This is a genomic window from Aeromonas sp. s8 (genome assembly GCF_040907785.1).
GTDB lineage: Bacteria > Pseudomonadota > Gammaproteobacteria > Enterobacterales > Aeromonadaceae > Aeromonas > Aeromonas veronii.
The window spans coordinates 78256-101972 of the sequence record NZ_JBFOCL010000039.1 but is presented as its reverse complement, the minus strand read 5'-3'; the positions used below and the strand labels follow the sequence as shown (position 1 = coordinate 101972).

Below are 23717 nucleotides of genomic sequence, written 5' to 3'. Positions count from 1 at the left end.
ATTGATGCCGCCGTACAGCCGCGCTTTGACGGCACATGGCCTGCGGCAGACTAAAGAGACGATTATGACCAAGGTTGAACTGGCAAAACTGCGTACTGTGATCCCCGAAATGCGCCGCGTGCGTCGCATCCACTTTATCGGCATCGGTGGTGCCGGTATGGGCGGGATCGCCGAAGTGCTTGCCAACGAAGGGTATCAGGTAACGGGTTCTGATCTGGCTCGCAACGCCGTGACCGAGCGGTTGGCCGGACTGGGCGCCCACATCTTCGTCGGCCACAGTGCCGAACACGTTGAGGGGGCCAGCGTGGTAGTGGTCTCTACTGCCATCAAGCAGGACAACCCGGAGCTGCTGGCTGCCCGCGAACTGCGGATCCCGGTGGTGCGCCGTGCCGAGATGCTGGCCGAGCTGATGCGTTTCCGTCACGGTATCGCCATTGCCGGTACCCACGGCAAGACCACCACCACCAGTCTGGTGGCGAGCATCTATGCCGAAGCCGACCGCGACCCGACCTTCGTCATCGGTGGCCTGCTCAACAGTGCCGGTACCAATGCCCGACTGGGCAGCAGCCGCTACCTGATTGCCGAGGCGGACGAGAGCGACGCCTCTTTCCTGCATCTGCAGCCGATGGTCTCTATCGTGACCAACATCGAAGCGGATCACATGGACACCTACGGCGGTGACTTCTCCAAGCTGAAGGCCACCTTCATCGAGTTTCTGCACAATCTGCCCTTCTACGGGCTGGCGGTGGTCTGCATCGATGATCCGGTGATCCGTGGCATGTTGCCCGAGATTGCTCGCCCGACCCTGACCTACGGTCTCTCTGACGATGCCGATGTGCAGGTGCTGGATTTTGTCCAGACCACCAACCACAGCTGCTTCCGTGTTCGCCGCAAAGAGGCCGGTGAGCTGCAGGTGACCCTCAATTTGCCGGGTATTCACAACGCATTGAACGCCGCAGCGGCGATAGCTGTCGCGACAGAGGACGGGGTCAGCGACGAGGCCATCATCTCTGCACTGGCCAAATTTGAAGGGGTCGGTCGTCGCTTCCAGCAGTATGGCGAGTTTGAAACCGGTCGCGGCAAGGCGATGCTGGTGGACGATTACGGCCACCACCCGAGTGAAGTGAAGGTCACCATCAACGCCGCCCGCGCCGGTTGGCCCGAGAAGCGTCTGGTGATGGTGTTCCAGCCGCACCGTTATACCCGCACCCGCGACCTCTACGAGGACTTCGCCGATGTGCTCTCCAAGGTAGACGTGCTGGTGATGCTGGAGGTTTATGCTGCCGGTGAGGAGCCGATCCCGGGCGCTGATGGACGGGCACTGTGCCGCTCCATTCGCTCGCGTGGCAACCTGGAACCCATCTTCGTCGCCACGCCAGATGACGTGCCAGCCGTGCTGGCCGACCTGATCGGCGAGGGGGATCTGGTGTTGACTCAAGGCGCCGGGAACGTCGGGGCGCTGGCCCGTCGTCTCGGAGAGATGAAATTGAGCATAGATAGCATGAAATCTGGCGCCTGAGGGCCCAATGAGTATTTTGACCGCCAAGCCGGGGCCTATATAATGGCGAACCGGTCTGTCAAAGGCCGGTTTAGCGCGTTACACGGGGATCGATCGGGTGGAGGCAAGGGCACAGGGGCGCACCAAGGGTGGCTTCATCGCAGGGGTAGCGTTTTTCCTGCTGGTGATATGGGGCTGCTACCGGACGGCGCTGGATGTTAAAGGTTGGCTGACAGATGCCAACCGGTTGCCCATGAGCGAGCTGTTGCTGCAGGGGCAACACCAGTATTTGCAAACCGAAGAGCTGCGGATGGCCGTGCTGGATGGCGCCGAGCTGCGCAACTTCTTCGAATTGGACGTCAACGAATTGCAGGCAAGGCTCAATGCCTTGCCATGGGTGGCCTCGGTCTCGGTACGAAAGAAGTGGCCGAACAAGATCAAGATCTACCTCACGGAACAAGATGTGGCGGCGCGCTGGAATGGCAACCGCTTCGTCAACACCAAGGGCAAGGTATTCAGTGCCCCGGATCGGGTCAAGACGCCGCTGTTGCAGCTGTCAGGGCCGGATGACCAGGCCGCCCGGGTGTTGAAAGAGAGTCGGCAGTACGAGTCGCAACTGGCTGCCAAGGGATACAAGTTGCTGGGGGTGAATCTGACCCCCCGCCATGCCTGGGAACTGACCCTGGATGGCAATATCAAGCTGTTCCTGGGACGCAATGACATTGCGCTCCGGTTACAGCGGTTTATCGATGCCTTCCCGGTTATCGAACCTCGTGCGCAAGTCGCCTACGTGGATCTTCGATACGACACCGGAATGGCAGTTGGCTGGAAGAAGAGCGAAGAGAAAGTGCATGACCAACACCGCAGATAGGAATTTGATTGTCGGACTGGATATCGGCACAACCAAGGTGGCGGTTCTGGTCGGGGAAGTATTGCCGGACGGTGAACTGAACGTCATCGGTATGGGCAGTCACGCTTCTCGCGGAATGGAGAAGGGCGGGGTCAATGACCTCGACTCCGTGGTCAAGTCACTGCGCCGCGCGGTGGAAGAGGCCGAGATGATGGCAGATTGCCAGATCAGCTCGGTCTATCTGGGGTTGTCCGGCAAGCATATCGATTGCCGCAACGAGACCGGTATGGTGCCCATCTCTGATGAAGAGGTGACTCAGGAGGATGTGGACAACGTGATCCACACTGCCAAGTCGGTTCGCCTCTCCGACGAGCTGCGCGTGCTGCATGTCCTGCCTCAGGAGTTTGCCATCGATTATCAGGAAGGGATCAAGAATCCGGTCGGCCTCTCCGGTGTGCGGATGGCGGCCAAGGTTCACCTGATCACCTGCCACAACGACATGGCTCGCAACATTGAGAAATGTGTGGAGAAGGTCGGTTTGCGCGTGGATCAACTGATCTTCTCCGCGCTGGCCTCCAGCTATGCCGTGTTGACCGAAGACGAGAAAGAGCTGGGTGTCTGCGTGGTGGACATCGGTGGCGGCACCATGGACATGTCGCTGTTTACCGGCGGTGCTCTGCGCCACACCAAGGTGATCCCGTACGCTGGCAGCACTGTGACCAGCGACATCGCCTATGCCTTCGGCACGCCGCCGCTCGACGCGGAAGCGATCAAGGTGCGCTACGGTTGCGCCCTCGGTCGTCTGGTCAGCAAGGAAGACAATATTGAAGTACCCAGTGTCGGCGGTCGTCCGGCGCGCAGCCTGCAACGGCAGACACTGGCTGAAGTGATTGAGCCCCGTTACACCGAGTTGCTCTCCATGGTGAATGATGAGCTGGTGCGGGTACAAAGCGAGTTGAAAGCGCAGGGGGTCAAGCATCAGCTGGCAGCCGGTGTGGTCTTGACCGGCGGCGCTGCCCAGATTGAAGGCATTGTGGAGTGTGCAGAGCAGATCTTCCAGAGCCAGGTCCGGGTGGGAGAGCCCATGAACATACGTGGTTTGAGTGATTACGTGCAGGCACCGGTGTACTCGACTGCGGTCGGGTTGCTGCAATATGGTCGCACCCATCAAGCCACAGGTAGCAACAAAGAATATGCCGCCAAGGCAAGCGTCGGTGGCCTGGTCAAACGGGTTAGCAACTGGCTGCGTGGCGAGTTCTAAGAATTTTGCTGAGTCAGGCAAATAAAGCGGAGAGACAACATGTTTGAATTTATGGATAGCCACACTGACGAAGCCGTCATTAAAGTGATCGGTGTAGGTGGCGGCGGCGGTAACGCTGTCGAACACATGGTTCGTCAAAATATTGAGGGTGTTGAGTTTATTACCGTCAACACCGATGCCCAGGCACTGCGTAACTCCAGCGCCAACACTACCCTGCAGATCGGCGGTGGCATCACCAAGGGTCTGGGTGCCGGCGCCAATCCGGAAGTGGGTCGTGATGCGGCCATGGAAGATCGCGAAGCGCTGCGTGAGCTGCTGACCGGTTCCGACATGGTGTTCATCGCCGCCGGTATGGGTGGTGGTACCGGTACCGGTGCTGCGCCGATCGTGGCCGAAGTGGCGCGCGAGATGGGCATCCTGACCGTTGCTGTGGTGACCAAGCCGTTCTCCTTCGAAGGGAAGAAGCGGATGGGCTTCGCCGCCCACGGTATCGAAGAGCTCTCCAAGAACGTCGACTCCCTGATCACCATCCCCAACGACAAGTTGCTGAAGGTGCTGGGTCGCGGTATCTCCCTCCTGGACGCCTTCAAGGCGGCCAACGATGTACTGCTTGGCGCGGTACAGGGCATTGCCGAGCTGATCACCCGTCCGGGCTTGATCAACGTCGACTTCGCTGACGTGCGTACCGTTATGCGCGAAATGGGTACTGCCATGATGGGTACCGGTTCCGCCTCTGGTGATGACCGTGCCGAAGAAGCTGCCGAGAAAGCCATCTCCAGCCCGCTGCTGGAAGATGTGGATCTGGCTGGTGCCCGTGGCATCCTGGTCAACATCACCGCCGGTATGGACATGACCATCGAAGAGTTCGAAACCGTGGGTAACGCGGTCAAGGCCTTCGCTTCCGAGAACGCCACTGTAGTTGTGGGTACCGTAATCGATCCGGAAATGCACGACGAACTGCGTGTGACCGTGGTTGCTACCGGTATCGGTGCCGAGCGCAAGCCCGACATCACGCTAGTCAAGAGCAGCCAGGTGCAAGAGCGCCCGGTGCGTCAGCCGCTGGTTAGCGACATGATGCAAGGCCGCGTGATGGACGAAGCCCCGGCCAAGGTGGTCAACGCCGAGCCGCAAGCTCGTCGTGAACCGGATTACCTAGATATTCCGGCGTTCCTGCGCAAGCAAGCTGACTAAGCCTCTTATGGGTCTCGTTTGTTTGTTGTTCAAGGAATGTGCTAAGATGGCCTGCCAACGACCATCTGGTCCGGATTTTAAGCTGTTTAGGGTACACCCATGATTAGACAAAGAACCTTGAAAACGAGTGTACAGGCGACTGGTGTCGGCCTGCATTCGGGCCGGAAAGTCACCATGACGTTCCGTCCGGCGCCTGTGAACACAGGGATCGTTTACTTGCGTACCGACCTGAATCCTGTGGTGGAGCTGCCAGCCAATGCCGATCAGGTGCGCGATACCGTGCTCTGTACCGCTCTGGTCAACGAAGCCGGTGTCCGTGTCTCTACCATTGAGCACCTCTCTGCCGCGCTGGCCGGGATGGGGATCGACAACCTCTACGTTGAGGTTGACGCACCCGAGATCCCGGTAATGGACGGTAGTGCGCATCCCTTTATCTACCTGCTGCAGGAAGTCGGGATCCGTGAGCAGAATGCTGCCAAGCAGTTTGTGCGGATCAAGAAGAGCATCCGGGTTGAAGACGGCGACAAGTGGGCGGAATTCCACCCCTATCGCAACGGCTTCAAGATGGATCTCGAGATCGATTTCCAGCATCCGGTCTTTGAAGGGCGCAATCAGCGTTGCGTACTGGATTTCTCCGGTGCCTCCTTCGTGAAAGAGATCAGCCGTGCCCGTACCTTCGGGTTCATGCGTGATATCGAGTACCTGCGTTCCCAGAACCTGGCGCTGGGCGGAAGCCTGGAAAACGCCGTGGTACTGGACGATTATCGGGTGCTGAACGAAGACGGTTTGCGTTATGAGGACGAATTCGTCAAGCACAAGATGCTGGACGCGATCGGTGACCTCTATATGTGTAACCGCAGCATCATCGGTGAGTTCCGTGCCTACAAGACCGGACATGCCCTGAACAACAAGCTGCTGCGTGCCTTGCTGGCCGAGCAGGAGGCTTGGGAACTGGTGACCTTCGAGGGTGAGGGCGACAAAGCGCCTATCGCTTACTACGATAACGGTCTGGTTCTGGCCTGATAGCTGTGCAACGGAACGTCGGTCCTCTCTCCGCACCGACGTTCCGTCATTTGTTTACTCCATCCTTTAATACCGATTATCTCCCGGTTTTATTTCCCGTGCAGGCTCCTGGCCGCACCTGACCGAGCAGACTGATTTCTATGAGCATTACCCTGATCCTCCACGGCAAGCAGCGACGCAAGTTGCACCTGCCCAAACAACGTCTGGCCTGGGTCGGCGGTATTCTCTTCTCCCTGTTGGCCCTTGGTGGTGGTTGGCTCTGGCAGAGCTGGCACCAGAAAATGGAGGCGCTGGAAGTGGCGCTTGCCGTTGCCGAGCAACAGTCCGTTGACCAGAGTGGTGACGAAGCCCGTGAACAGTTGGCGATGCTGGCTGCTCAGGTGGGCACCATGCAGGGTCAGCTTGGCCGTCTCAATGCCCTCGGTGAACGATTGACCGAGCAGGCCGATCTCGATCCCGACGAGTTCAATTTCAAAGAGCTGCCTCCGATGGGCGGCCCTTCTTATGATGAAGAGCTGGAAGTGAGCCTCAACGAGCTGCAAGCCTCGATGAAGCACCTCAGCCAGCAGCTCAGCAGCCGTGAAGAGCAGCTGTCGGTACTTGAATCTTTCATCATGAATCACCATATCACCGATGCCGGTTTTATTTCCGGCACGCCAGTCAAACAGGAGCGAGTTTGGGTCTCGTCCGGGTTTGGTGGACGGGTCGATCCGTTCAACGGGCGTGCCAAGATGCACAAAGGGGTCGATTTCCGTGGCAAACCCGGAACCCCGATTCTGGCCACCGGGCCCGGCATTGTCAGCTGGGCGGGCCGTCATCCGGAATTTGGCAATATGGTGGAGATTAATCACGGCAATGGCTTGGTCACCCGCTATGCCCACAACTCCAAGTTGCTGGTTGAGGTGGGCACCCTGGTTGATCAGGGTCAGAAGATTGCCTTGATGGGACGCACCGGTCGCGCGACCGGGGTCCATTTGCATTACGAAGTGTTGAAAGATGGTCGTCAGGTCAACCCCGCACGCTTTCTCAGTGCCAGACGGGGTTAGGTTTTTTTCTTCAGGTTCCAGTGACGGAACGCTTTTATAACCAGAAATAGTTGGTACCCATGATTAGCACACTGCTTACCAAGATTATCGGCAGCCGGAACGACAGAACGCTCAAGGCTTTGCGCAAAATTGTAAAACAGATCAATGCCATGGAGCCGCAGTTCGAGGCTCTTTCCGATGCCGAGTTGCAGGCCAAAACGGCTGAATATCGTCAGCGTATCGAGCAGGGTGAGACCCTGGAGCAGTTGCTGCCGGAAGCGTTCGCGACCGTGCGTGAAGCCTCCAAGCGGGTGTTCGGCATGCGTCACTTCGACGTGCAGCTGATCGGCGGCATGGTGCTGAACTCCAACCGCATCGCGGAAATGAAAACCGGTGAAGGTAAGACCCTGACCGCAACCCTGCCAGCTTACCTGAACGCCCTGAGTGGCCGCGGTGTGCACGTCGTGACGGTGAACGACTATCTGGCCAAGCGTGATGCGGAGGCGAACCGCCCGCTGTTTGCCTTCCTCGGCATGACCGTCGATTGCAACGTGCCCGGTATGGATGCATCCCAGAAGCGTGACGCCTACGCCGCCGACATCACCTACGGTACCAACAACGAATTCGGTTTTGACTACCTGCGCGACAACATGGCGTTCTCGCCGGAGCAGCGCGTACAGCGCCCGCTCAACTACGCGCTGGTGGATGAGGTGGACTCGGTGCTTATCGATGAAGCCCGTACTCCGCTCATCATCTCCGGCCCAGCTGAAGACAGCTCAGAGCTCTATATCCGCGTCAACAAGCTGATCCCGCTGCTGGTCAAGCAGGACAAGGAAGACACCGAAGAGTACACCGGTGACGGTCACTACACGGTGGACGAGAAGAACCGTCAGGCCCTGCTGACCGAAAACGGTCAGATCTTCGTGGAAGAGCTGCTCAAGAAAGAGGGGCTGCTGGATGAGAACGACTCCCTGTTCTCCGCCTCCAACATCAGCCTGCTGCACCACGTCAACGCCGGTCTGCGCGCTCACACCCTGTTCGAGCGCAACGTCGACTACATCGTCCAGAAAGACGAGATCGTCATCGTCGACGAGCACACCGGCCGTACCATGCCGGGTCGTCGCTGGTCCGATGGCCTGCATCAGGCCGTTGAAGCGAAGGAAGGGGTGAAGATCCAGAACGAGAACCAGACACTGGCCTCCATCACCTTCCAGAACTACTTCCGTCTCTACAACAAGCTGGCGGGGATGACAGGTACTGCGGATACCGAAGCCTTTGAATTCCAGCAGATTTATGGCCTGGATACCGTGGTTATCCCGACCAACAAGCCGATGGTGCGCAAGGACATGGGCGATCTGGTCTACCTGACCGCCAATGAGAAGTATGCCGCCATCATCGAAGATATCCGTCAGTGTGTGGCCAAGGGCCAGCCTGTACTGGTTGGTACTGTCTCTATCGAGAACTCCGAGCTGCTCTCTGGCATCCTGACCAAAGAGAAGATCCCGCACAAGGTGCTGAACGCCAAGTTCCACGCCATGGAAGCGGAGATCGTCGCCCAGGCCGGTCAGACTGGTGCGGTCACCATCGCGACCAACATGGCCGGTCGTGGTACCGACATCGTGTTGGGCGGCAACTGGCAGGCAGAGATTGCCAAGCTGGAGAACCCGACCAGCGAGCAGATTGCCGAGCTGAAAGCCGCCTGGCAGGTGCGTCACGATGCGGTGCTGGCCGCTGGTGGTCTGCACATTATCGGCACCGAGCGTCACGAATCCCGTCGTATCGACAACCAGCTGCGCGGCCGTTCCGGTCGTCAGGGTGACCCGGGCTCCTCCCGTTTCTACCTCTCCATGGAAGATACCCTGATGCGGATCTTCGCCTCCGATCGCGTGACCGGCATGATGAAGAAGCTGGGCATGGAAGAGGGCGAAGCCATCGAGCACCCGTGGGTCACCAAGGCGATCGAAAACGCCCAGCGCAAGGTGGAAGGTCGCAACTTCGACATCCGCAAGAGCTTGCTGGAGTTTGATGACGTTGCCAACGACCAGCGCAAGGTGGTCTACGAGCAGCGCAACGAGCTGCTGGATACCAACGACATCTCCGAGACCATCCACGTTATCCGTGATGATGTGTACGGCGCCGTGATCGATGAATACATCCCGCCCCAGTCTCTGGAAGAGATGTGGGATGTGCCGGGTCTGGAAGCACGCCTGAAGGCCGACTTCGCGCTGGATTTGCCGCTGCAACAGTGGCTGGCGGAAGATGACAAGCTGTATGAAGAGAAGCTGCGCGAGCGCATTCTGGACGAAGCCACCAAGCTCTATGCCCACAAGGAGGAGCTGGTCGGCAAAGAGGTGCTGCGCAACTTCGAGAAGGCAGTGATGCTGCAAACTCTGGATGGTCTGTGGAAAGAGCATCTGGCGGCCATGGATCACCTGCGTCAGGGCATCCATCTGCGCGGTTACGCCCAGAAGAACCCCAAGCAGGAGTACAAGCGCGAATCCTTCGATCTGTTCACCCAGATGCTGGAAACCCTCAAGCGCGACGTGGTCAGCATCCTGAGCCGTGTTCAGGTGCAGGAGCGCGATGTGGAAGCGATGGAAGAGCAGCAACGCCAGCAGGCGGAAGCCGCTCCCCGCACCTACACCCACGCCGCTGCCGAGAGCCAGCTGGCCGATGAACAGGCCGCAGCCGAAGATGGCCACACCACCTTCGTGCGCGACGAGCAGAAGGTTGGTCGCAACGATCCCTGCCCGTGCGGTTCCGGCAAGAAGTACAAGCACTGCCATGGTCAGTTGACCTGATACCCTGCCATGATGAATACACCGCCCTCCGGGCGGTGTATTCATTTTCGGACCAAGGAGCGGACGATGAGCAGATTTCCGGCGGGATGGGATGGGGAGGCACATGGGCACTGGCTGCAGGAGAGACGCCAGGAGGCTATCCGGTGTGTGCTGAACAGGCTGAACGCAGAGACGAACAAATCCGTTCCCTTGCAACTGCAGTTTGCCTATTACCTCTTTTTGTCCGGCGATCCCGCCTCGGCGGCCCAGGTGCTGACGCTGGCGTACCGGGCCACGCCCGATAACATTGAGGTGCTGCGCAATCTCTGTGTCTGCCTCTCGCGCTCCGATCAACATGAGCGGGCCGTGACGCACCTGGTCGAACTGGTGCGGCGCGAGCCGGATGATTATCTGGTTCATGACGGGCTTTGCGCCTCCCTTGCCAAGCTAGGGCGTCATGAAGAAGCGGCGAAAGCAGGGACCCGTGCCCTGACTCTCAAGGATGAGGCTGTCTCGCAGCCCGTCGCGGGGTGGGCGCTGCCGGCAGAGGGGCCGGATGCCTGGCTCGCGGAGCAGGGGAAGAAGCAGGCAGTCATCGCATTCTCCTTGTGGGGAGCGCAGCCCCGCTATTTACGGGGGGCGCTCGACAATGTGCTGGCAGCAGCCTACCTCTATCCCGGCTGGCGGGTGCGCTTCTATGTGGATGGCAGCGTCCCTCAGGGGTTTCTGGTCTGCCTGCAGGAACATGGCGCCGAGATAAAGGTACAGCCCGATGGCCAATCCCAGCGTCAGCGCCTCTGCTGGCGCTTCCAGGTCACCAATGATCCCGGAGTGGGGCGTTTTCTTGTACGCGATGCTGACTCCGTGCTGAATCTGCGGGAGCGGTGGGCGGTCGATGACTGGCTTGCATCGGGGCGCTGGTTCCATATCATGCGTGACTGGTGGAGCCACACCGATCTGGTGCTGGCCGGCATGTGGGGTGGTGTGGCCGGTGTGCTGCCTCCCCTTGCGCCGCTGATGGCGAGCTATCAACCCAGTACCATGGAAACCCCTAACATCGACCAGTGGTTCTTGCGAGACTGTTTATGGCGCTATTTGCGCCAGAGCGCGCGGGTACACGATCGTTGTTTCACTCCGCCTGGTGCGGTGCCTTGGCCGCAGGTTGCGCCGCCGGGCAATGAGCATGTCGGGCAGGATCTCTTCAGGGCGCGGGGGGAGCAGCAGGCTATTCGGCTTGCCCCTTGGATCGCCCGTTTGCCGTGTTTACGCTGAGGACAATGATGGAACAGAAGAAACGGATCTGGGTGGCGGTTGGCGTCATCGAGAATGAACGGGGCGATATCTTCATCGCCAGGCGCTCCTCCGATCGCCATCAGGGGGATCGCTGGGAGTTTCCCGGTGGCAAGGTGGAGTCCGGTGAGGATCTGCTGACTGCGCTGGATCGGGAGCTGTGGGAAGAGATCGGTATTCGGGTTTTGGATTGTGCCCCCTTTATGGAACTGCAGCACGACTACCCCGAGAAGCAGGTATTGCTGGATATCTGGAAGGTGACCCGTTTCAGCGGCGAGCCGTTCGGCAAGGAGGGTCAGGAGTGTCTGTGGGTGCCGGTGGCCGAGCTGCACAGCTACCATTTCCCCGATGCCAATGGCCCGATTGTAGCGCGGCTACAGGGTCTGCTGGCGTGAGCCGGTAGCAATCAACAAGCATGAAAAAAGGGCCAATCGGCCCTTTTTTCATATTGCAGAGGTGCGTGACCAGGGGCTTACAGCCACTGATCGCCCTCTTCCGGCTCCGGCAGCAGATCAGGGTTGATTTCGCCGGGAATGCGCTTCTCTTCATCGGCCCATTCGCCGAGATCGATCAGCTGGCAGCGCTTGCTGCAGAAGGGGCGGAACGGACTCTGCGGGCCCCACTCCACTTCGCTCTGACAGGTCGGACACTTTACCTTGGTGACCATAAGCCCTCCTTAGCAGCAGGCGAGCTGGAACGGCACGTCGCCAATCGGCTGTTCTGCGGTGGGCAGAAAGCGTAGGGCGAAGCGGTTCTTGTGGCCGCTCAAGGTCGGGTAGCAGAACAGATTGCCCGGCAGCTTGATGCGGATCAGCTCGGCGCTCTCGGCGGTGTCCTGGAAGAAACCGTTGCTGGCAACCTGCTCACTGAAGCTGCCTGATTCGCGCCACAGGCGCAGCAGCAGAGTGATGGCATTCATCAGCAGATTGATATCGCTCAGCCAGCCTTGCATCTGCTGGTGACGGGCAATGGCCGGTGTGCCGAGCCAGTGGTGTAGCTGCGGCACATCGAAGGCACACAGGCCACCAGGGATGGAGAAACGCTGGCGAATGGAGCCGAGCAGACGATCCTCTTTCAGGCGGGCACCCGGGCGTGGCGAGTTGAGCAGATTGCGGGAGAGCTGACTGCTCTCTTGCTGCATCAGTTTGATCTGCTCCAGATCGACGTCGGGCAGGCTGGCCCAGTGGCTCAGACGCTGGCCGAGACGCTCCAGATCCTTGATGAGGTCGGCGCGCAGGTCACCACGCTCCAGCAACTCCTGCAGATCGAACAGCCCCTTGAAGAAGGCGATGTGTGCCCAGGATTGTTCACTCTCCAGATTGTCGCGGATCTGGGAAAACAGGGACTCCAGACGAAGATAGGTCCGGCTTTTTTCATTGAGGGGGAAATCGTAAATCATGCCTAATCCTGGCCAGCCATAAACCGGCCTAGTGTACTCACACTTGGTGGGCTTGTTGAGAGGCAATTGCCAGATATGTCTCGTGCAGCGCCAAAATCCGCGTTTTAATCGCCATTTCGCTGCCATTGTGGTTTTCAATGACATCATCCGCCGCAGCGAGGCGTTCCGCCAGACTCGCTTGGGCCGCAATGATGGCACGGGCCTGCTCGGCCGATACCCCATCCCGGCGGCAGGTGCGCTCAATCTGGGTGGCTTCATCCACATCGATCACCAGCACCCGATTGGCGAGGCCGGTGAGTTTGTTCTCCACCAGCAGCGGCACCACCAGCAGGCAGTAAGGTGAACTGGCTGCGGCACATTGGCGCTGCATTTCGCTGCGAATAAGCGGGTGAAGCAGGGCATTGAGCCACTCCTTGGCCTGTGGATCGCTGAAGACCCGCTCGCGCAGGGCACGACGGTCGAGTTGACCGCTCGGATCAATCACATCCGGGCCAAAATGGTCGGCGATGGCGGCAAGGGCCGGGGTGCCCGGCTCGACCACTTCGCGGGCGATCACATCGGCATCCACCACCTCGATACCCAGCGCGGCAAACTGATTGGCGATAGTGGTCTTGCCGCTGCCGATACCACCTGTGATAGCAACTACATACATGGGGGCCTCTTGCTCAAAGCAGGGTAGAGAGATACCAGCGGGTGATGGTATCGCCCCACAACAGGGCGATCCAGCCCGCGATGGCGAGGTAGGGGCCGAAGGGGATAGGCTTGCCCTGATGGTGTTTGTGCAAGGCGATCAGGCTGATGCCGATCACGGCGCCGACCAGAGATGAGAGCAGCAGAATTATGGGCAGCGCCTGCCAACCGAGCCAGGCGCCCAGCGCCGCCAGCAGCTTGAAGTCGCCATAGCCCATCCCCTCCTTGCCAGTGAGCAGCTTGAAAGCCCAGTAGAGGCTCCAGAGCACCAGATAGCCCGCCATGGCGCCGATCACGGCATCTGCCAGCGGCACGAAACCACCAGCCAGATTGAACAGCAGCCCGCCCCACAGCAGTGGCAGGGTGAGCTGGTCGGGCAGCAACATCTTGTCGAGATCGATGAAGGTGAGGGCGACCAGCACCCAGGTCAGCAACAGGGCGGCCAGTGTGCCCCAGCCCGGTGTTATGACCATGGCTACGGCCACCGAGAGCAGGGCGGTCAGCAGCTCTACCAGCGGATAGCGGGCCGAGATGGGGGCCTGACAGTCGCGGCAACGCCCTTTGAGCCAGAGCCAGCTCAACAGCGGGATGTTCTCCAGCGCAGTGATGGCGTGGCCACAGTGAGGGCATGCGGAGCGCGGCACCATCAGGTTGTAGCGCTCTGGCGCAGTGGCCTCCTCATCAGGGGCGAAGTAGCTGCGATACTCGGCCTGCCACTCCCGCTCCAGCATGATGGGCAGGCGGTGGATCACTACGTTGAGGAAGCTGCCGATCATCAGGGAGAAGAGAAAAACCAGCGAGAAGTAGAGCCAGGGCAAGCTGTGAACCAGCTCGAGAAGAAGTGTCATAACCAACCGTCAGTTATTGAATGAGGGGGAGGGCATGGTTGTGGTGCCATGCCCTGATGAATCAGCCTACAACGTCGCCAAGCTTGAAGATGGGCAGGTACATGGCGATAACCATGCCGCCGACCAGCACCCCGAGCACCACCATGATGAGGGGTTCCAGCAGGCTGGTGAGGCCATCGACCAGATCATCCACCTCCTGTTCGAAGATGGTGGCGACCTTGGAGAGCATATCATCGATGGCACCGGACTCCTCACCGATCATCACCATCTGGATCACCATGTCGGGGAAGAGATCGACGGTGCGCATCGCCACGTTGATCTGCATGCCTGCCACCACCTCGTTGCGGATGGCCATGACCGCGGTGCGATAGACATAGTTGCCCGAGGCCCCTGCTGCCGAAATCAGCGCATCCACCAGCGGGATACCGGCGGAGAAGGTGGTCGACAGAGTACGGGCAAAGCGGGCCATCGCCGCCTTGTGCAGGATCATTCCGACCACCGGAATGGTGAGGACGAACTTGTCGGTATTGTCTTTCACCTTCTGGGAGGCCCGCCAGGCCCGCACGTAAAGGAAGATGCCAAGGGCCGTGCCACCAAAGAAGACATACCACCAGTTCTGCATAAAGCGGGAGATGCCGATAACAAACTGGGTGAACACCGGCAGCTCGGCGCCGAAGCTCTTGAAGATATCCTCGAACTGCGGAATGACGAACAGCAGCAGGATGGAGGTGACCACGATGGCGACCAGAATGACCATGGTGGGATAGAACATCGCCTTCTTGATCTTCGACTTGAGCGCTTCCGACTTTTCCCGGTAAGTGGCGATACGGTCGTAGATGGTCTCCAGCGCACCGGATTGCTCACCGGCTTCCACCAGATCGCAGTAGAGATCATCGAAATAGAGAGGATGGCGACGCAGCGCCTCCGACATGGGGGTACCGGTCTCCACATCGGCGGCAATCTGCCCCATCAGCTCGCGCATCGAGGCTTTCTCGTGGCTGCGGGCGATGATCTGCAGGCTCTGCACCAGCGGTACACCGGCGGAGAGCATGGTGGTGATCTGACGGGAGACGATGGCGATATCCATCGGTTTGATCTTGGCGCCTCCCTTGGAGAAGAGCCCTTGGGATTTCTTGGCTACCTTGGTGACGTTGACCCCCTGCTTGCGCAGTTCGGTCTTGACGGTGTTGATGCTGTCGGCCTGCAGCTCGCCGGAGACCTTCTGCCCCTTGCGATTTACTCCGTGCCAGCGGAAGGCGAAGACTTTCTTGGGGGCATTGTTCTTTTTCGTTAGGGTTGCCATCTTTGCATCCTGCAATGGGGTTGGTTGTCAGAGTCGGACTCCGCACATCACCAACCTGGTCAAGGAGCCCGACTGGCTTGATGCCTGCGGGGTACTGATAGGGTGGGTGGTACCTTCTTGGCGCCAGCCCGGTCACTTGAATATCTGATTACTCTGTTGTCCGGACTATCATCCGTTCCGTATTCGTTAACGGCTGATAGACTCTGCCAACCAAACCGGCGGGTCGTTCCGTCACACGGATCAGTTGGTGGTAACCCGGTTGACCTCGGCCAGACTGGTGACCCCGAGCCGGGCCTTCTCCAGTCCCGAGGTGCGCAGGGTACGCATCCCTTCCTTCTGGGCGATCGCGGCGATTTGCAGGGAGTTTGCGCCTTGCATGATCAATTTGGCGATATTCTCCGACATCAGCATGATTTCGTAGATGCCGACCCGTCCCTTGTAGCCGCCGGAACACTCCTTGCAGCCGACCGGTTTGAACAGTCGCAGTCCGGCTGCCAACTGCTGTGGGGTAAAGCCCAGCTCCAGCAGTTCGGCTTCCGGCACCACTTCCGGCGCTTTGCAATGGTCGCACAGTTTACGGGCCAGCCGCTGGGCCATGATCAGGGTCACCGAGGAGGCGATGTTGAAGGCCGGTACCCCCATGTTCATCATCCGGGTCAGGGTCTCGGCGGCGGAGTTGGTGTGCAGGGTCGAAAGCACCAGGTGACCGGTCTGGGCAGCCTTGATGGCGATTTCGGCGGTTTCGAGATCGCGAATTTCACCCACCATCACCACATCCGGGTCTTGCCGCAAGAAGGAGCGCAGGGCGCTGGCAAAGGTGAGCCCCGCCTTGGGATTGACCTGTACCTGATTGACGCCGGGCAGGTTGATTTCCACCGGATCTTCGGCGGTAGAGATATTGACCTCGGTGGTGTTGAGAATATTGAGGCCGGTATAGAGCGAGACCGTTTTACCCGAGCCGGTGGGGCCAGTCACCAGGATCATCCCCTGCGGTTTCGAGAGGGCGCGCAGGTACTGCGCCTTCTGCCGGTCATCAAAGCCGAGTTGCTCGATATTGAGGCGTGCCGCCGAGGAGTCGAGCAGACGGATAACGATCTTCTCCCCCCACATGGTGGGCAGGGTATTAACCCGCATATCCATCGACTTGTTGCGCGACAGCTTCAGCTTGATGCGGCCATCCTGTGGCAGCCGCCGTTCGGCGATATCGAGTCGTGCCATGACCTTGAGGCGGGCGGAGAAGCGGTTGGAGAGGTTAACCGGCGGTGTGGCGATCTCATGCAGAATGCCATCGATGCGAAAGCGCACCCGATACTTGAACTCATAGGGCTCGAAATGCAGGTCGGAGGCACCACGCTTGATGGCGTCCATCAGGATTTTGTTGATGTACTTGACGATGGGAGCATCGTCATCGGCAGTATTGACGCTCTCGTCCAGCCGACTGTTTTCGTCGGAGACCTCGAGATCCGAAATCTCGGACTCGTCGATATCCTCCATGCCGAGGGCGTCGTTTTCGCTCTCCAGCAGCTTGCCGATGGCGGCGGTGAGCTTGTTCTCCTCCACCAGCAGCGCCTCGGTATGAAGCCCGAAGCTGAAGCCAAAGTCCTCCAATGCCGAGACATTGGTCGGATCCGACATGGCGATATAGAGGGTGTGGCCCTGGGTGTAGATGGGCAGCACATGGTGTTTCTCAATCAGCTTCTGATTGAGGTATTTCTGCGGGATCTCGGCCAAGTCGAAGGCGGCAAGATCCAGCAGAGGTACCCCATACTCCAGCTCGCAAAAATCGGCGAGCGCCTTGCTGTCGAGGATCTCGTTCTCTATCAGAAATGTCACAAAGGGCTTGCGCTGGGCCTTGGCCTGGCTCAGATAGCGCTGGGAGTCCTCTTCACTGATCAGTGAAGAGGCGGCCAGGCTTAACGCCAGGCCGCTATTGGGGCTAGAGGTCATGTGCTAATTAGCAAACGCCAGCGGCTGCACATGTTCCTGCGGCACCAGATGGGTTGGCCGTCCAGACAACATTCCCTGTTGAGGTTTCTCCAACGAGAATGTAGGTGTAGTTAGGTGTAAGGTTTTGGGATGTTGCGGTTATTTGAAACTCAGCTCCCCCAGTCCCTGCGGCTAATACAACACTCGCAACGTTACCTGCAGCACTTGGTGCGGTTGGTATTCCATTGCTCCCCGCAGCTTGACAATTTGCTGCAACATTGGTGGTTTGGAAGCAGAGTTCAACAGCTGTTTTAACTGGGCCTGTTGCTGCTACTACTTCACTAAAGCGTGCTTTTTGGGTGTAAGTCTGATACGCCGGCAGTGCGACGGCCGCCAAAATGGCTACGATCGCAACCACGATCATCAGTTCAATAAGGGTAAAACCCGATTGTTTCTTCATTTGAAATATCCTTTTATCCTTGGTTCCTGGGAAGTGTCGGTAGAAAACCATCCGAACGTCAGTATCTTATCCGAGCTGTCAGGGGTGGCAACAGAGATTGCTGCCTTTGTTAACTACTTTCATGTCATTTACCAAAAACTTGATGCGAGTCATAAAATAAGTGGCTTCTTATGACTCTTTGTTACGGGTGAAAGCGGGTCCGTCATTACACTCCTTTGCTGAGGGATCCTGCATAAAGAAAAGGCGCCCATGGCGCCTTTTGCAAGTTGTTTATCCGGTTAGGTCGAGTATTTGCTCAGGCCTGCGGGGTGAATCTCACTGCGGGATAAAGCGCATGGAGAGATCGAGCGCCCGCACATGCTTGGTGAGCGCCCCGACCGAGATAAAATCGACACCGGTGGCAGCAAACTCGGCCAGAGTATCGAGGGTGACATTGCCGGAGACTTCCAGCTTGGCGCGGCCCTGATTGATGGCGACCGCTTCCCGCATCATGGTCACGTCGAAGTTGTCCAGCATCACGATATCGGCCTTTGCCGCCAGCGCCTGTTCCAGCTCTGCTAGTGATTCCACTTCTACTTCCACCGGTTTGCCCGGATTGAGATGACGAGCCTCATTAATCGCCTCGGCAATGCCGCCACAGGCGAGGATATGGTTCTCTTTGATGAGATAGGCGTCGTAGAGGCCGATGCGGTGATTCTTGCCGCCGCCGCAGGTGACAGCGTATTTCTGTGCAGTGCGCAGCCCGGGGATGGTTTTGCGGGTGTCGAGCAGGCGGCAGTCAGTGCCCTCCAGCTCCGCCACATAGCGGGCGGTGAGGGTGGCGACGCCGGATAGGGTCTGGACAAAGTTCAGCGCATTGCGCTCGCCAGTCAGCAGCTGGCGGGCAGGGCCATGGAGGCGGAACAGCTCCTGATTGGGGGAGAGCACTTCCCCATCCTGCACCTTCCACTCCACCTTCACGTCGCCGCCGAGTTGTACGAACACTTCATCCACCCAGGGCTGGCCGCAGAATACTCCGGCTTCACGGGTGATGACCCGGGCAGTGGCCATCCGATCTACCGGGATCAGCTGTGCGGTGATATCGGTGCTGGCGTCCGGTTGGTCCAGTGTGGTGAGGGCATCGCCCAGATCTTCGAGTAGTGCGGCGCGCACGGCGCGGCTGACATCCTGTTGAAACATGCCTTATTCCTGCAAGGGTCTGAGCAGCAGTTGCCGCTCCTTTTGAACCAGCTCCAGCCGACCGAGGGCGTTCATGCCAACCAGCACTTCGTCACCGTCTGCCGCCGGATTGATAAAGATGGCCAGATCGTACAAGGTCAATGGCCCCATCGCCAGCGTTTCGATGGTGCCGTTGCCGACCCGGATCTGCCCCGCGGCGGTATTGACCTGGCTGCTGCCATGAGCGGTCAGGCCGAGCCGTTCGGCAACCTGCTGCGGGATGGTGATACGGGTGGCGCCGGTATCGAGCAGCAGTTGCACCGGCTGGCCGTTGATGGCACCCTCCAGACGATAGTGGCCGCTCTGGTCGGCTCGCAGCAACAGCTCGCCGCTGGCAGTGACACTTGGTTGGTTGCGGGAGTGAAAATAGAGGGTCAGCAGGCCCATCAAAGAGAGCCAGGCCAGTAACCACATCCAGCGTGCCGTGTGCTGCATACCCCATCCATATCGAGCGGAAGATGACTCAGCCTAACATACCATTTCCCGTTGATTCAGTGAGTTGGTGCCGGGTTGCCTATCAGGTATCTTCGTTTTTTCGCCATTTATCACCCAACTCGAGTAGCCGATGACTCAACTCGCTTCGCAACCTTGTTTCTCTATCGATGCCGCTGGCTGGTGCCAGCAGGCGCGCCGGGTGCCTTCTCCCCATCACAACGAACGGGCCGCCCCGGACGATATCTCCCTGCTGGTGGTTCATGGCATCAGCCTGCCGCCGGGGGAGTTTGGCGGTCCCTTTATCGACGATCTCTTTATGGGACGACTCGACCCTGAGGCTCACCCCTATTTTGCCGGTATCCATCAGCTGAGGGTCTCGGCTCATTGCCTGATCCGCCGTGATGGCGAGCTGGTGCAGTATGTGCCGTTCGGCGCGCGCGCCTGGCATGCGGGAGTATCGAGCTGGCAGGGGAGGGAGGCGTGCAATGACTTCTCCATCGGTATCGAGCTGGAAGGGACCGACGAGACCCCCTATACCGAGGCTCAATACCGGGCATTGGCAGGGCTCACTCGAGCTATCTCGGAGCGCTATCCGGCCATTACCCACGAAAAAATTGTCGGCCATTGCGATATCGCACCAGGGCGCAAGACGGATCCCGGAGCCAGTTTCCAGTGGGATTACTACCGTCAGTTACTAAACAGCTAAAGTAAATATTAAAATTCAGTTTGGGTTTTAAAATCAATGGCTTGCCTATCTGGCAGGCCATTCTTGTCTCTGGTTGCGCAAATGTTATTTGTGAGCGTGGTCAAGAATATTGGTCAGACCATTTTCTATGAGCTAAATCATGTTTCCCCTGCTTTACCCCTTAAGTGGTGGGGGTGATTCTTGACTCAGATCATCTTTTGAGTGGACTTTTCAAAAGGCCTCTGCTAATTTTCGCCCCATCCATAAAATTGGTAATACCAATTTAACAAAGTAGCCTCATGCCCTATCGCAAGATTACGCAACCCAAGTTGGCCGACTCCATTGTCGCAGAGCTGGAACAGATGATTCTGGAAGGCAGCCTGCAACCGGGGCAGAAATTGCCTCCCGAGCGGGAACTCGCCATCCAGTTTCAGGTATCGCGCCCCTCCTTGCGCGAAGCCATCCAGCGACTGGAAGCGCGCGGATTGCTTTATCGCCGTCAGGGCGGCGGCACTTATGTGCAGAATGCCCTGAGCAAGGGGATCGCCGATCCTCTGTTCGAACTGCTCAGTACCCACCCGGAAGCCCAGTATGACCTGCTGGAGTTTCGCCACGCGTTGGAAGGCATCTGTGCCTACTACGCGGCCTTGCGGGGAACCGGGTCTGATTTCGAGCGTATTCGTCAGGTGCAAACCACCATCGAAGAGGCGGGCCAGCTGGGCTCGCTGGTGGCCGAATCGGCAGCCGTCACCCAGTTCTATCTGGCGGTGGCCGAGGCGTCCCACAACGTGGTGCTGCTGCACCTGCTGCGGGCCATGAGCCCGATGCTCGAACAGAACATTCTGCAGAATAACGAGATTTTGAATCGCCGCCCGGGAGTGGTAGCCAAGATACGTCGCCATCGCGCGCATCTGATCGAGGCTATTCTTTCGGGGGCTCCGGAGCGGGCCAGAACAGCTTGTCATGAGCATCTGGCCTTTATCGAGGACACCTTGTTGGATATGCAGAGGGAAGACAGCCGGATCCAGCGATCCATGCGTCGGATCCGTCAGCAGGAAAACTAATCCCACAAGGCTCTATTGTCGAATGCTTGCGCCCTTCGCCGTGCAATGCCGTGCAATCACAACAACATAGGAACCAGCCATGTCTGATATCCTGAAGAACGATGTGGACCCGATAGAAACGCTGGAGTGGCTTGCCTCTCTGGAATCCCTGCTGCGTGAAGAGGGTCCGCAACGCGCTCAGTTCATCCTTGAACAGTTGGCCGAGAAAGCCCGCGTAAGCGGTGTGGACGTGGCTGCCAAGGCAAATCGCGATTACATCAACACCATCCCGTCCAGCGATGAGCCGGACTACCCGGGTGACCTGGAGATGGAACGCCGCATTCGCGCCATCATCCGCTGGAACGCCATGATGATCGTGCTGCGCGCGTCCAAGAAAGACCTGGACCTGGGTGGTCACATGTCTTCCTTCGCTTCTTCTGCGACCATCTATGATGTCTGCTTCAACCACTTCTTCCGTGCTCGCAACGAGAAGGATGGTGGCGATCTGGTTTACTTCCAGGGTCATATCTCCCCGGGCATCTATGCTCGCGCCTTTGCTGAAGGTCGTCTGACCGAAGAGCAGCTGGACAACTTCCGTCAGGAAGTGGACGGCAAGGGTATCCCTTCCTATCCGCACCCGAAACTGATGCCGGACTTCTGGCAGTTCCCGACCGTATCCATGGGTCTGGGCCCCATCGCCGCCATCTATCAGGCTCGCTTCCTGAAGTACCTGACCGACCGTGGTATCAAGGATTGCTCCGAGCAGACCGTTTACGCCTTCCTGGGTGACGGCGAGATGGACGAGCCGGAAGCCAAGGGTGCCCTGACCGTTGCCGTGCGTGAAAAGCTCGACAACCTGGTGTTCGTGGTCAACTGCAACCTGCAGCGTCTGGATGGTCCGGTTGTCGGTAACGGCAAGGTCATCAACGAGCTGGAAGGCCTGTTCGCTGGCGCCGGCTGGGATGTCACCAAGGTTATCTGGGGTCGCAAGTGGGATGAGCTGCTGAAGAAAGACACTTCCGGCAAGCTGATCCAGCTGATGAACGAGACCGTGGACGGTGACTACCAGACCATGAAGTCCCGCGACGGTGGCTACATCCGCGAGCACTTCTTCAACCGTTATCCGGAAACTGCCGCGCTGGTCAAAGACATGACCGACGAGGAGATCTTCGCTCTGAACCGCGGTGGTCACGATCCTCGCAAACTGTTCGCCGCGTTCAACAAGGCGACCCAGACCAAGGGCAAGCCGACCGTTATTCTGGCCAAGACCATCAAGGGTTATGGCATGGGTGAAGCGGCCGAAGGCAAGAACATCGCTCACCAGGTCAAGAAGATGGAGCTGGACTCCGTGCGTCACCTGCGTGACCGTTTCAACCTGCCGGTGGCCGACGAGCAGCTGGCCGATCTGCCTTACCTGAAGATCGAAGCCGGTTCTGCCGAGCACAAATACCTGCACGACCGTCGCACTGCCCTGAAAGGCTATGTGCCGACCCGTCTGCGCGAAAGCACCACCAAGCTGGAAATCCCGGCACTGGATGCCTTCGGTCCGCTGCTGGGTGAGCAGGCGCGCGAAATCTCCACCACCATGGCGTTTGTGCGTTCCCTGAACGTGATGCTGAAAGACAAGTCCATCGGCAAGCGCATCGTTCCGATCCTGGCTGACGAAGCCCGTACCTTCGGTATGGAAGGTCTGTTCCGCCAGATCGGTATCTACAGCCCGCACGGTCAGCAGTACACCCCGCAAGACCGCGACATCGTCTCCTACTACAAGGAAGACAAGCAGGGTCAGGTTCTGCAAGACGGTATCAACGAGTTGGGCGCCATGTCCTCCTGGCTGGCTGCTGCGACCTCTTACAGCACCAACGATTGCCCGATGATCCCGTTCTACATCTACTACTCCATGTTCGGCTTCCAGCGGATCGGCGACATGGCGTGGGCAGCCGGTGACCAGCAAGCCCGTGGCTTCCTGCTGGGTGCGACCTCCGGTCGTACTACCCTGAACGGCGAAGGTCTGCAGCACGAAGATGGTCACAGCCACATCCTTGCGAACACCATCCCGAACTGCATCTCCTACGATCCGTCCTACGCCTATGAAGTGGCGGTGATCGTACAGGACGGCCTGCGCCGCATGTACGGTGAGAACCCGGAGAACGTGTTCTACTACATCACCACCCTGAACGAGAACTACGCCATGCCGGCCATGCCGGAAGGCGCCGAGGAAGGCATCCGCAAGGGTATCTACAAGCTGGAATCCGTCGCCGGTGCCAAGGCGAAAGTTCAGCTGCTGGGTTGTGGTTCCATCCTGGGTCACGTACGCAAGGCTGCCCAGATCCTGGCCAGCGAGTACGGAATCGGTTCCGATGTGTTCAGCGTCACCTCCTTCAACGAACTGGCCCGTGACGGTCAGGACGCGGATCGCTGGAACATGCTGCACCCGACCTCTGAAGCGCGTGTTCCCTACATCGCTCAGGTACTGGGGTCCGAAGCCACCATCGCTGCGACTGACTACATGAAGTCCTTCGCCGATCAGGTTCGCGCCTTCGTTCCGACCGAGAACTACCGCGTGCTGGGTACCGACGGTTACGGCCGTTCCGACAGCCGTGCCAACCTGCGTCGTCACTTCGAAGTGAACGAGTTCTACGTGGTGGTTGCTGCTTTGACCGAACTGGCCAAGCGCGGCGAGGTAGACAAGCAGGTTGTGGCCGACGCCATCGCCAAGTACGGCATCGATGCCGACAAGGTCAACCCGCTGTACGCGTAAGTGGATCAAGGGTCGCGCCGTATGACGGCGC

Annotated in this window: 21 protein-coding genes; 12 read left to right on the top strand and 9 right to left on the bottom strand. The window is 58.8% G+C overall.

All coding sequences use genetic code 11. The annotated features are described in order from the left end of the window. Window positions 1-64: 64 nt before the first annotated feature. The 9 genes from murC to mutT all read left to right on the top strand — a co-directional run bounded on the left by murC (window position 65) and on the right by mutT (window position 11313). On the top strand, window positions 65-1519 hold the full coding sequence (murC, locus tag AB5Y86_RS12340; RefSeq protein WP_005336150.1) for a UDP-N-acetylmuramate--L-alanine ligase: 1455 nt from the start codon (window positions 65-67) through the stop codon (window positions 1517-1519). Window positions 1520-1616: 97 nt separating this feature from the next. Beyond that, window positions 1617-2369 (top strand): cell division protein FtsQ/DivIB, encoded by a 753-nt coding sequence (locus AB5Y86_RS12335; RefSeq protein WP_005336149.1) that lies wholly within the window; start codon window positions 1617-1619, stop codon window positions 2367-2369. Continuing rightward, entirely contained in the window at window positions 2350-3609 is a 1260-nt protein-coding gene (gene ftsA, locus AB5Y86_RS12330) for a cell division protein FtsA (protein WP_005336148.1), read from the top strand. The genes AB5Y86_RS12335 and ftsA overlap by 20 nt, the downstream gene beginning before the upstream one ends. A 39-nt stretch (window positions 3610-3648) precedes the next feature. Next, window positions 3649-4800, top strand: a complete 1152-nt coding sequence (gene ftsZ, locus AB5Y86_RS12325; protein WP_005336147.1) for a cell division protein FtsZ — start codon at window positions 3649-3651, stop codon at window positions 4798-4800. A gap of 99 nt (window positions 4801-4899) precedes the next feature. After that, window positions 4900-5823, top strand: coding sequence for a UDP-3-O-acyl-N-acetylglucosamine deacetylase (gene lpxC, locus AB5Y86_RS12320; protein WP_005336146.1), 924 nt, complete (start codon window positions 4900-4902; stop codon window positions 5821-5823). 140 nt (window positions 5824-5963) lie between these two features. Next, window positions 5964-6869, top strand: a complete 906-nt coding sequence (locus AB5Y86_RS12315; protein WP_005355107.1) for a M23 family metallopeptidase — start codon at window positions 5964-5966, stop codon at window positions 6867-6869. Window positions 6870-6928: 59 nt separating this feature from the next. Further along, entirely contained in the window at window positions 6929-9649 is a 2721-nt protein-coding gene (secA, locus tag AB5Y86_RS12310; RefSeq protein ID WP_113740269.1) for a preprotein translocase subunit SecA, read from the top strand. A 66-nt stretch (window positions 9650-9715) separates the two neighbouring features. Then, window positions 9716-10900, top strand: coding sequence for a tetratricopeptide repeat protein (locus AB5Y86_RS12305; RefSeq protein WP_368192964.1), 1185 nt, complete (start codon window positions 9716-9718; stop codon window positions 10898-10900). A gap of 8 nt (window positions 10901-10908) precedes the next feature. Continuing rightward, a complete protein-coding gene (gene mutT, locus AB5Y86_RS12300; protein ID WP_368192995.1) occupies window positions 10909-11313 on the top strand; it encodes an 8-oxo-dGTP diphosphatase MutT in 405 nt (134 codons plus the stop codon). Between the two features lie 77 nt (window positions 11314-11390). Here mutT and yacG read toward each other — a convergent pair whose 3' ends face one another. The 9 genes from yacG to AB5Y86_RS12255 form a co-directional block, all read right to left on the bottom strand. Then, window positions 11391-11585, bottom strand: a complete 195-nt coding sequence (gene yacG, locus AB5Y86_RS12295; RefSeq protein WP_005336142.1) for a DNA gyrase inhibitor YacG — start codon at window positions 11583-11585, stop codon at window positions 11391-11393. 9 nt (window positions 11586-11594) lie between these two features. Further along, on the bottom strand, window positions 11595-12317 hold the full coding sequence (gene zapD / locus AB5Y86_RS12290) for a cell division protein ZapD (RefSeq protein ID WP_005355104.1): 723 nt from the start codon (window positions 12315-12317) through the stop codon (window positions 11595-11597). A gap of 37 nt (window positions 12318-12354) precedes the next feature. Continuing rightward, window positions 12355-12969, bottom strand: a complete 615-nt coding sequence (coaE, locus tag AB5Y86_RS12285) for a dephospho-CoA kinase (RefSeq protein ID WP_368192963.1) — start codon at window positions 12967-12969, stop codon at window positions 12355-12357. A 13-nt stretch (window positions 12970-12982) separates the two neighbouring features. After that, a complete protein-coding gene (locus tag AB5Y86_RS12280; protein ID WP_368192962.1) occupies window positions 12983-13855 on the bottom strand; it encodes an A24 family peptidase in 873 nt (290 codons plus the stop codon). Window positions 13856-13916: 61 nt separating this feature from the next. Then, complete coding sequence (locus tag AB5Y86_RS12275) at window positions 13917-15158, bottom strand: type II secretion system F family protein (protein ID WP_005336136.1); 1242 nt, start codon at window positions 15156-15158, stop codon at window positions 13917-13919. 240 nt (window positions 15159-15398) lie between these two features. After that, entirely contained in the window at window positions 15399-17105 is a 1707-nt protein-coding gene (gene tapB, locus AB5Y86_RS12270) for a PilB family type IVa pilus assembly ATPase TapB (protein ID WP_005336134.1), read from the bottom strand. 7 nt (window positions 17106-17112) lie between these two features. Then, window positions 17113-17544, bottom strand: coding sequence for a type IVa pilus major pilin TapA (tapA, locus tag AB5Y86_RS12265; protein WP_368192961.1), 432 nt, complete (start codon window positions 17542-17544; stop codon window positions 17113-17115). Window positions 17545-17859: 315 nt separating this feature from the next. Then, a complete protein-coding gene (gene nadC, locus AB5Y86_RS12260; RefSeq protein WP_368192960.1) occupies window positions 17860-18723 on the bottom strand; it encodes a carboxylating nicotinate-nucleotide diphosphorylase in 864 nt (287 codons plus the stop codon). A gap of 3 nt (window positions 18724-18726) precedes the next feature. Then, window positions 18727-19197, bottom strand: coding sequence for a TIGR02281 family clan AA aspartic protease (locus AB5Y86_RS12255; protein ID WP_040068932.1), 471 nt, complete (start codon window positions 19195-19197; stop codon window positions 18727-18729). 130 nt (window positions 19198-19327) lie between these two features. Here AB5Y86_RS12255 and ampD point away from each other — a divergent pair, with 130 nt between their 5' ends. The 3 genes from ampD (at window position 19328) to aceE (ending at window position 23686) form a co-directional block, all read left to right on the top strand. Further along, window positions 19328-19903, top strand: coding sequence for a 1,6-anhydro-N-acetylmuramyl-L-alanine amidase AmpD (ampD, locus tag AB5Y86_RS12250; protein ID WP_167571392.1), 576 nt, complete (start codon window positions 19328-19330; stop codon window positions 19901-19903). 278 nt (window positions 19904-20181) lie between these two features. Further along, the gene (pdhR, locus tag AB5Y86_RS12245; RefSeq protein ID WP_236382362.1) at window positions 20182-20946 is read left to right on the top strand and encodes a pyruvate dehydrogenase complex transcriptional repressor PdhR; all 765 of its coding nucleotides are present in this window, start codon (window positions 20182-20184) and stop codon (window positions 20944-20946) included. Between the two features lie 79 nt (window positions 20947-21025). Further along, window positions 21026-23686 carry a pyruvate dehydrogenase (acetyl-transferring), homodimeric type gene (aceE, locus tag AB5Y86_RS12240; RefSeq protein WP_040068936.1) on the top strand — a complete coding sequence of 887 codons (2661 nt, stop codon included), beginning with the start codon at window positions 21026-21028 and terminating at the stop codon, window positions 23684-23686. Window positions 23687-23717: the final 31 nt, after the last annotated feature.

What these genes read in the sequence shown, in the direction of transcription:
- murC (WP_005336150.1), top strand. Translation starts at nt 65, where the DNA reads ATGACCAAGGTTGAACTGGCAAAACTGCGTACTGTGATCCCCGAAATG.
- ftsA (WP_005336148.1), top strand. Translation starts at nt 2,350, where the DNA reads ATGACCAACACCGCAGATAGGAATTTGATTGTCGGACTGGATATCGGC.
- ftsZ (WP_005336147.1), top strand. Translation starts at nt 3,649, where the DNA reads ATGTTTGAATTTATGGATAGCCACACTGACGAAGCCGTCATTAAAGTG.
- lpxC (WP_005336146.1), top strand. Translation starts at nt 4,900, where the DNA reads ATGATTAGACAAAGAACCTTGAAAACGAGTGTACAGGCGACTGGTGTC.
- AB5Y86_RS12315 (WP_005355107.1), top strand. Translation starts at nt 5,964, where the DNA reads ATGAGCATTACCCTGATCCTCCACGGCAAGCAGCGACGCAAGTTGCAC.
- secA (WP_113740269.1), top strand. Translation starts at nt 6,929, where the DNA reads ATGATTAGCACACTGCTTACCAAGATTATCGGCAGCCGGAACGACAGA.
- AB5Y86_RS12305 (WP_368192964.1), top strand. Translation starts at nt 9,716, where the DNA reads ATGAGCAGATTTCCGGCGGGATGGGATGGGGAGGCACATGGGCACTGG.
- mutT (WP_368192995.1), top strand. Translation starts at nt 10,909, where the DNA reads ATGGAACAGAAGAAACGGATCTGGGTGGCGGTTGGCGTCATCGAGAAT.
- yacG (WP_005336142.1), bottom strand. Translation starts at nt 11,585, where the DNA reads ATGGTCACCAAGGTAAAGTGTCCGACCTGTCAGAGCGAAGTGGAGTGG.
- zapD (WP_005355104.1), bottom strand. Translation starts at nt 12,317, where the DNA reads ATGATTTACGATTTCCCCCTCAATGAAAAAAGCCGGACCTATCTTCGT.
- coaE (WP_368192963.1), bottom strand. Translation starts at nt 12,969, where the DNA reads ATGTATGTAGTTGCTATCACAGGTGGTATCGGCAGCGGCAAGACCACT.
- AB5Y86_RS12280 (WP_368192962.1), bottom strand. Translation starts at nt 13,855, where the DNA reads ATGACACTTCTTCTCGAGCTGGTTCACAGCTTGCCCTGGCTCTACTTC.
- AB5Y86_RS12275 (WP_005336136.1), bottom strand. Translation starts at nt 15,158, where the DNA reads ATGGCAACCCTAACGAAAAAGAACAATGCCCCCAAGAAAGTCTTCGCC.
- tapB (WP_005336134.1), bottom strand. Translation starts at nt 17,105, where the DNA reads ATGACCTCTAGCCCCAATAGCGGCCTGGCGTTAAGCCTGGCCGCCTCT.
- tapA (WP_368192961.1), bottom strand. Translation starts at nt 17,544, where the DNA reads ATGAAGAAACAATCGGGTTTTACCCTTATTGAACTGATGATCGTGGTT.
- nadC (WP_368192960.1), bottom strand. Translation starts at nt 18,723, where the DNA reads ATGTTTCAACAGGATGTCAGCCGCGCCGTGCGCGCCGCACTACTCGAA.
- AB5Y86_RS12255 (WP_040068932.1), bottom strand. Translation starts at nt 19,197, where the DNA reads ATGCAGCACACGGCACGCTGGATGTGGTTACTGGCCTGGCTCTCTTTG.
- ampD (WP_167571392.1), top strand. Translation starts at nt 19,328, where the DNA reads ATGACTCAACTCGCTTCGCAACCTTGTTTCTCTATCGATGCCGCTGGC.
- pdhR (WP_236382362.1), top strand. Translation starts at nt 20,182, where the DNA reads ATGCCCTATCGCAAGATTACGCAACCCAAGTTGGCCGACTCCATTGTC.
- aceE (WP_040068936.1), top strand. Translation starts at nt 21,026, where the DNA reads ATGTCTGATATCCTGAAGAACGATGTGGACCCGATAGAAACGCTGGAG.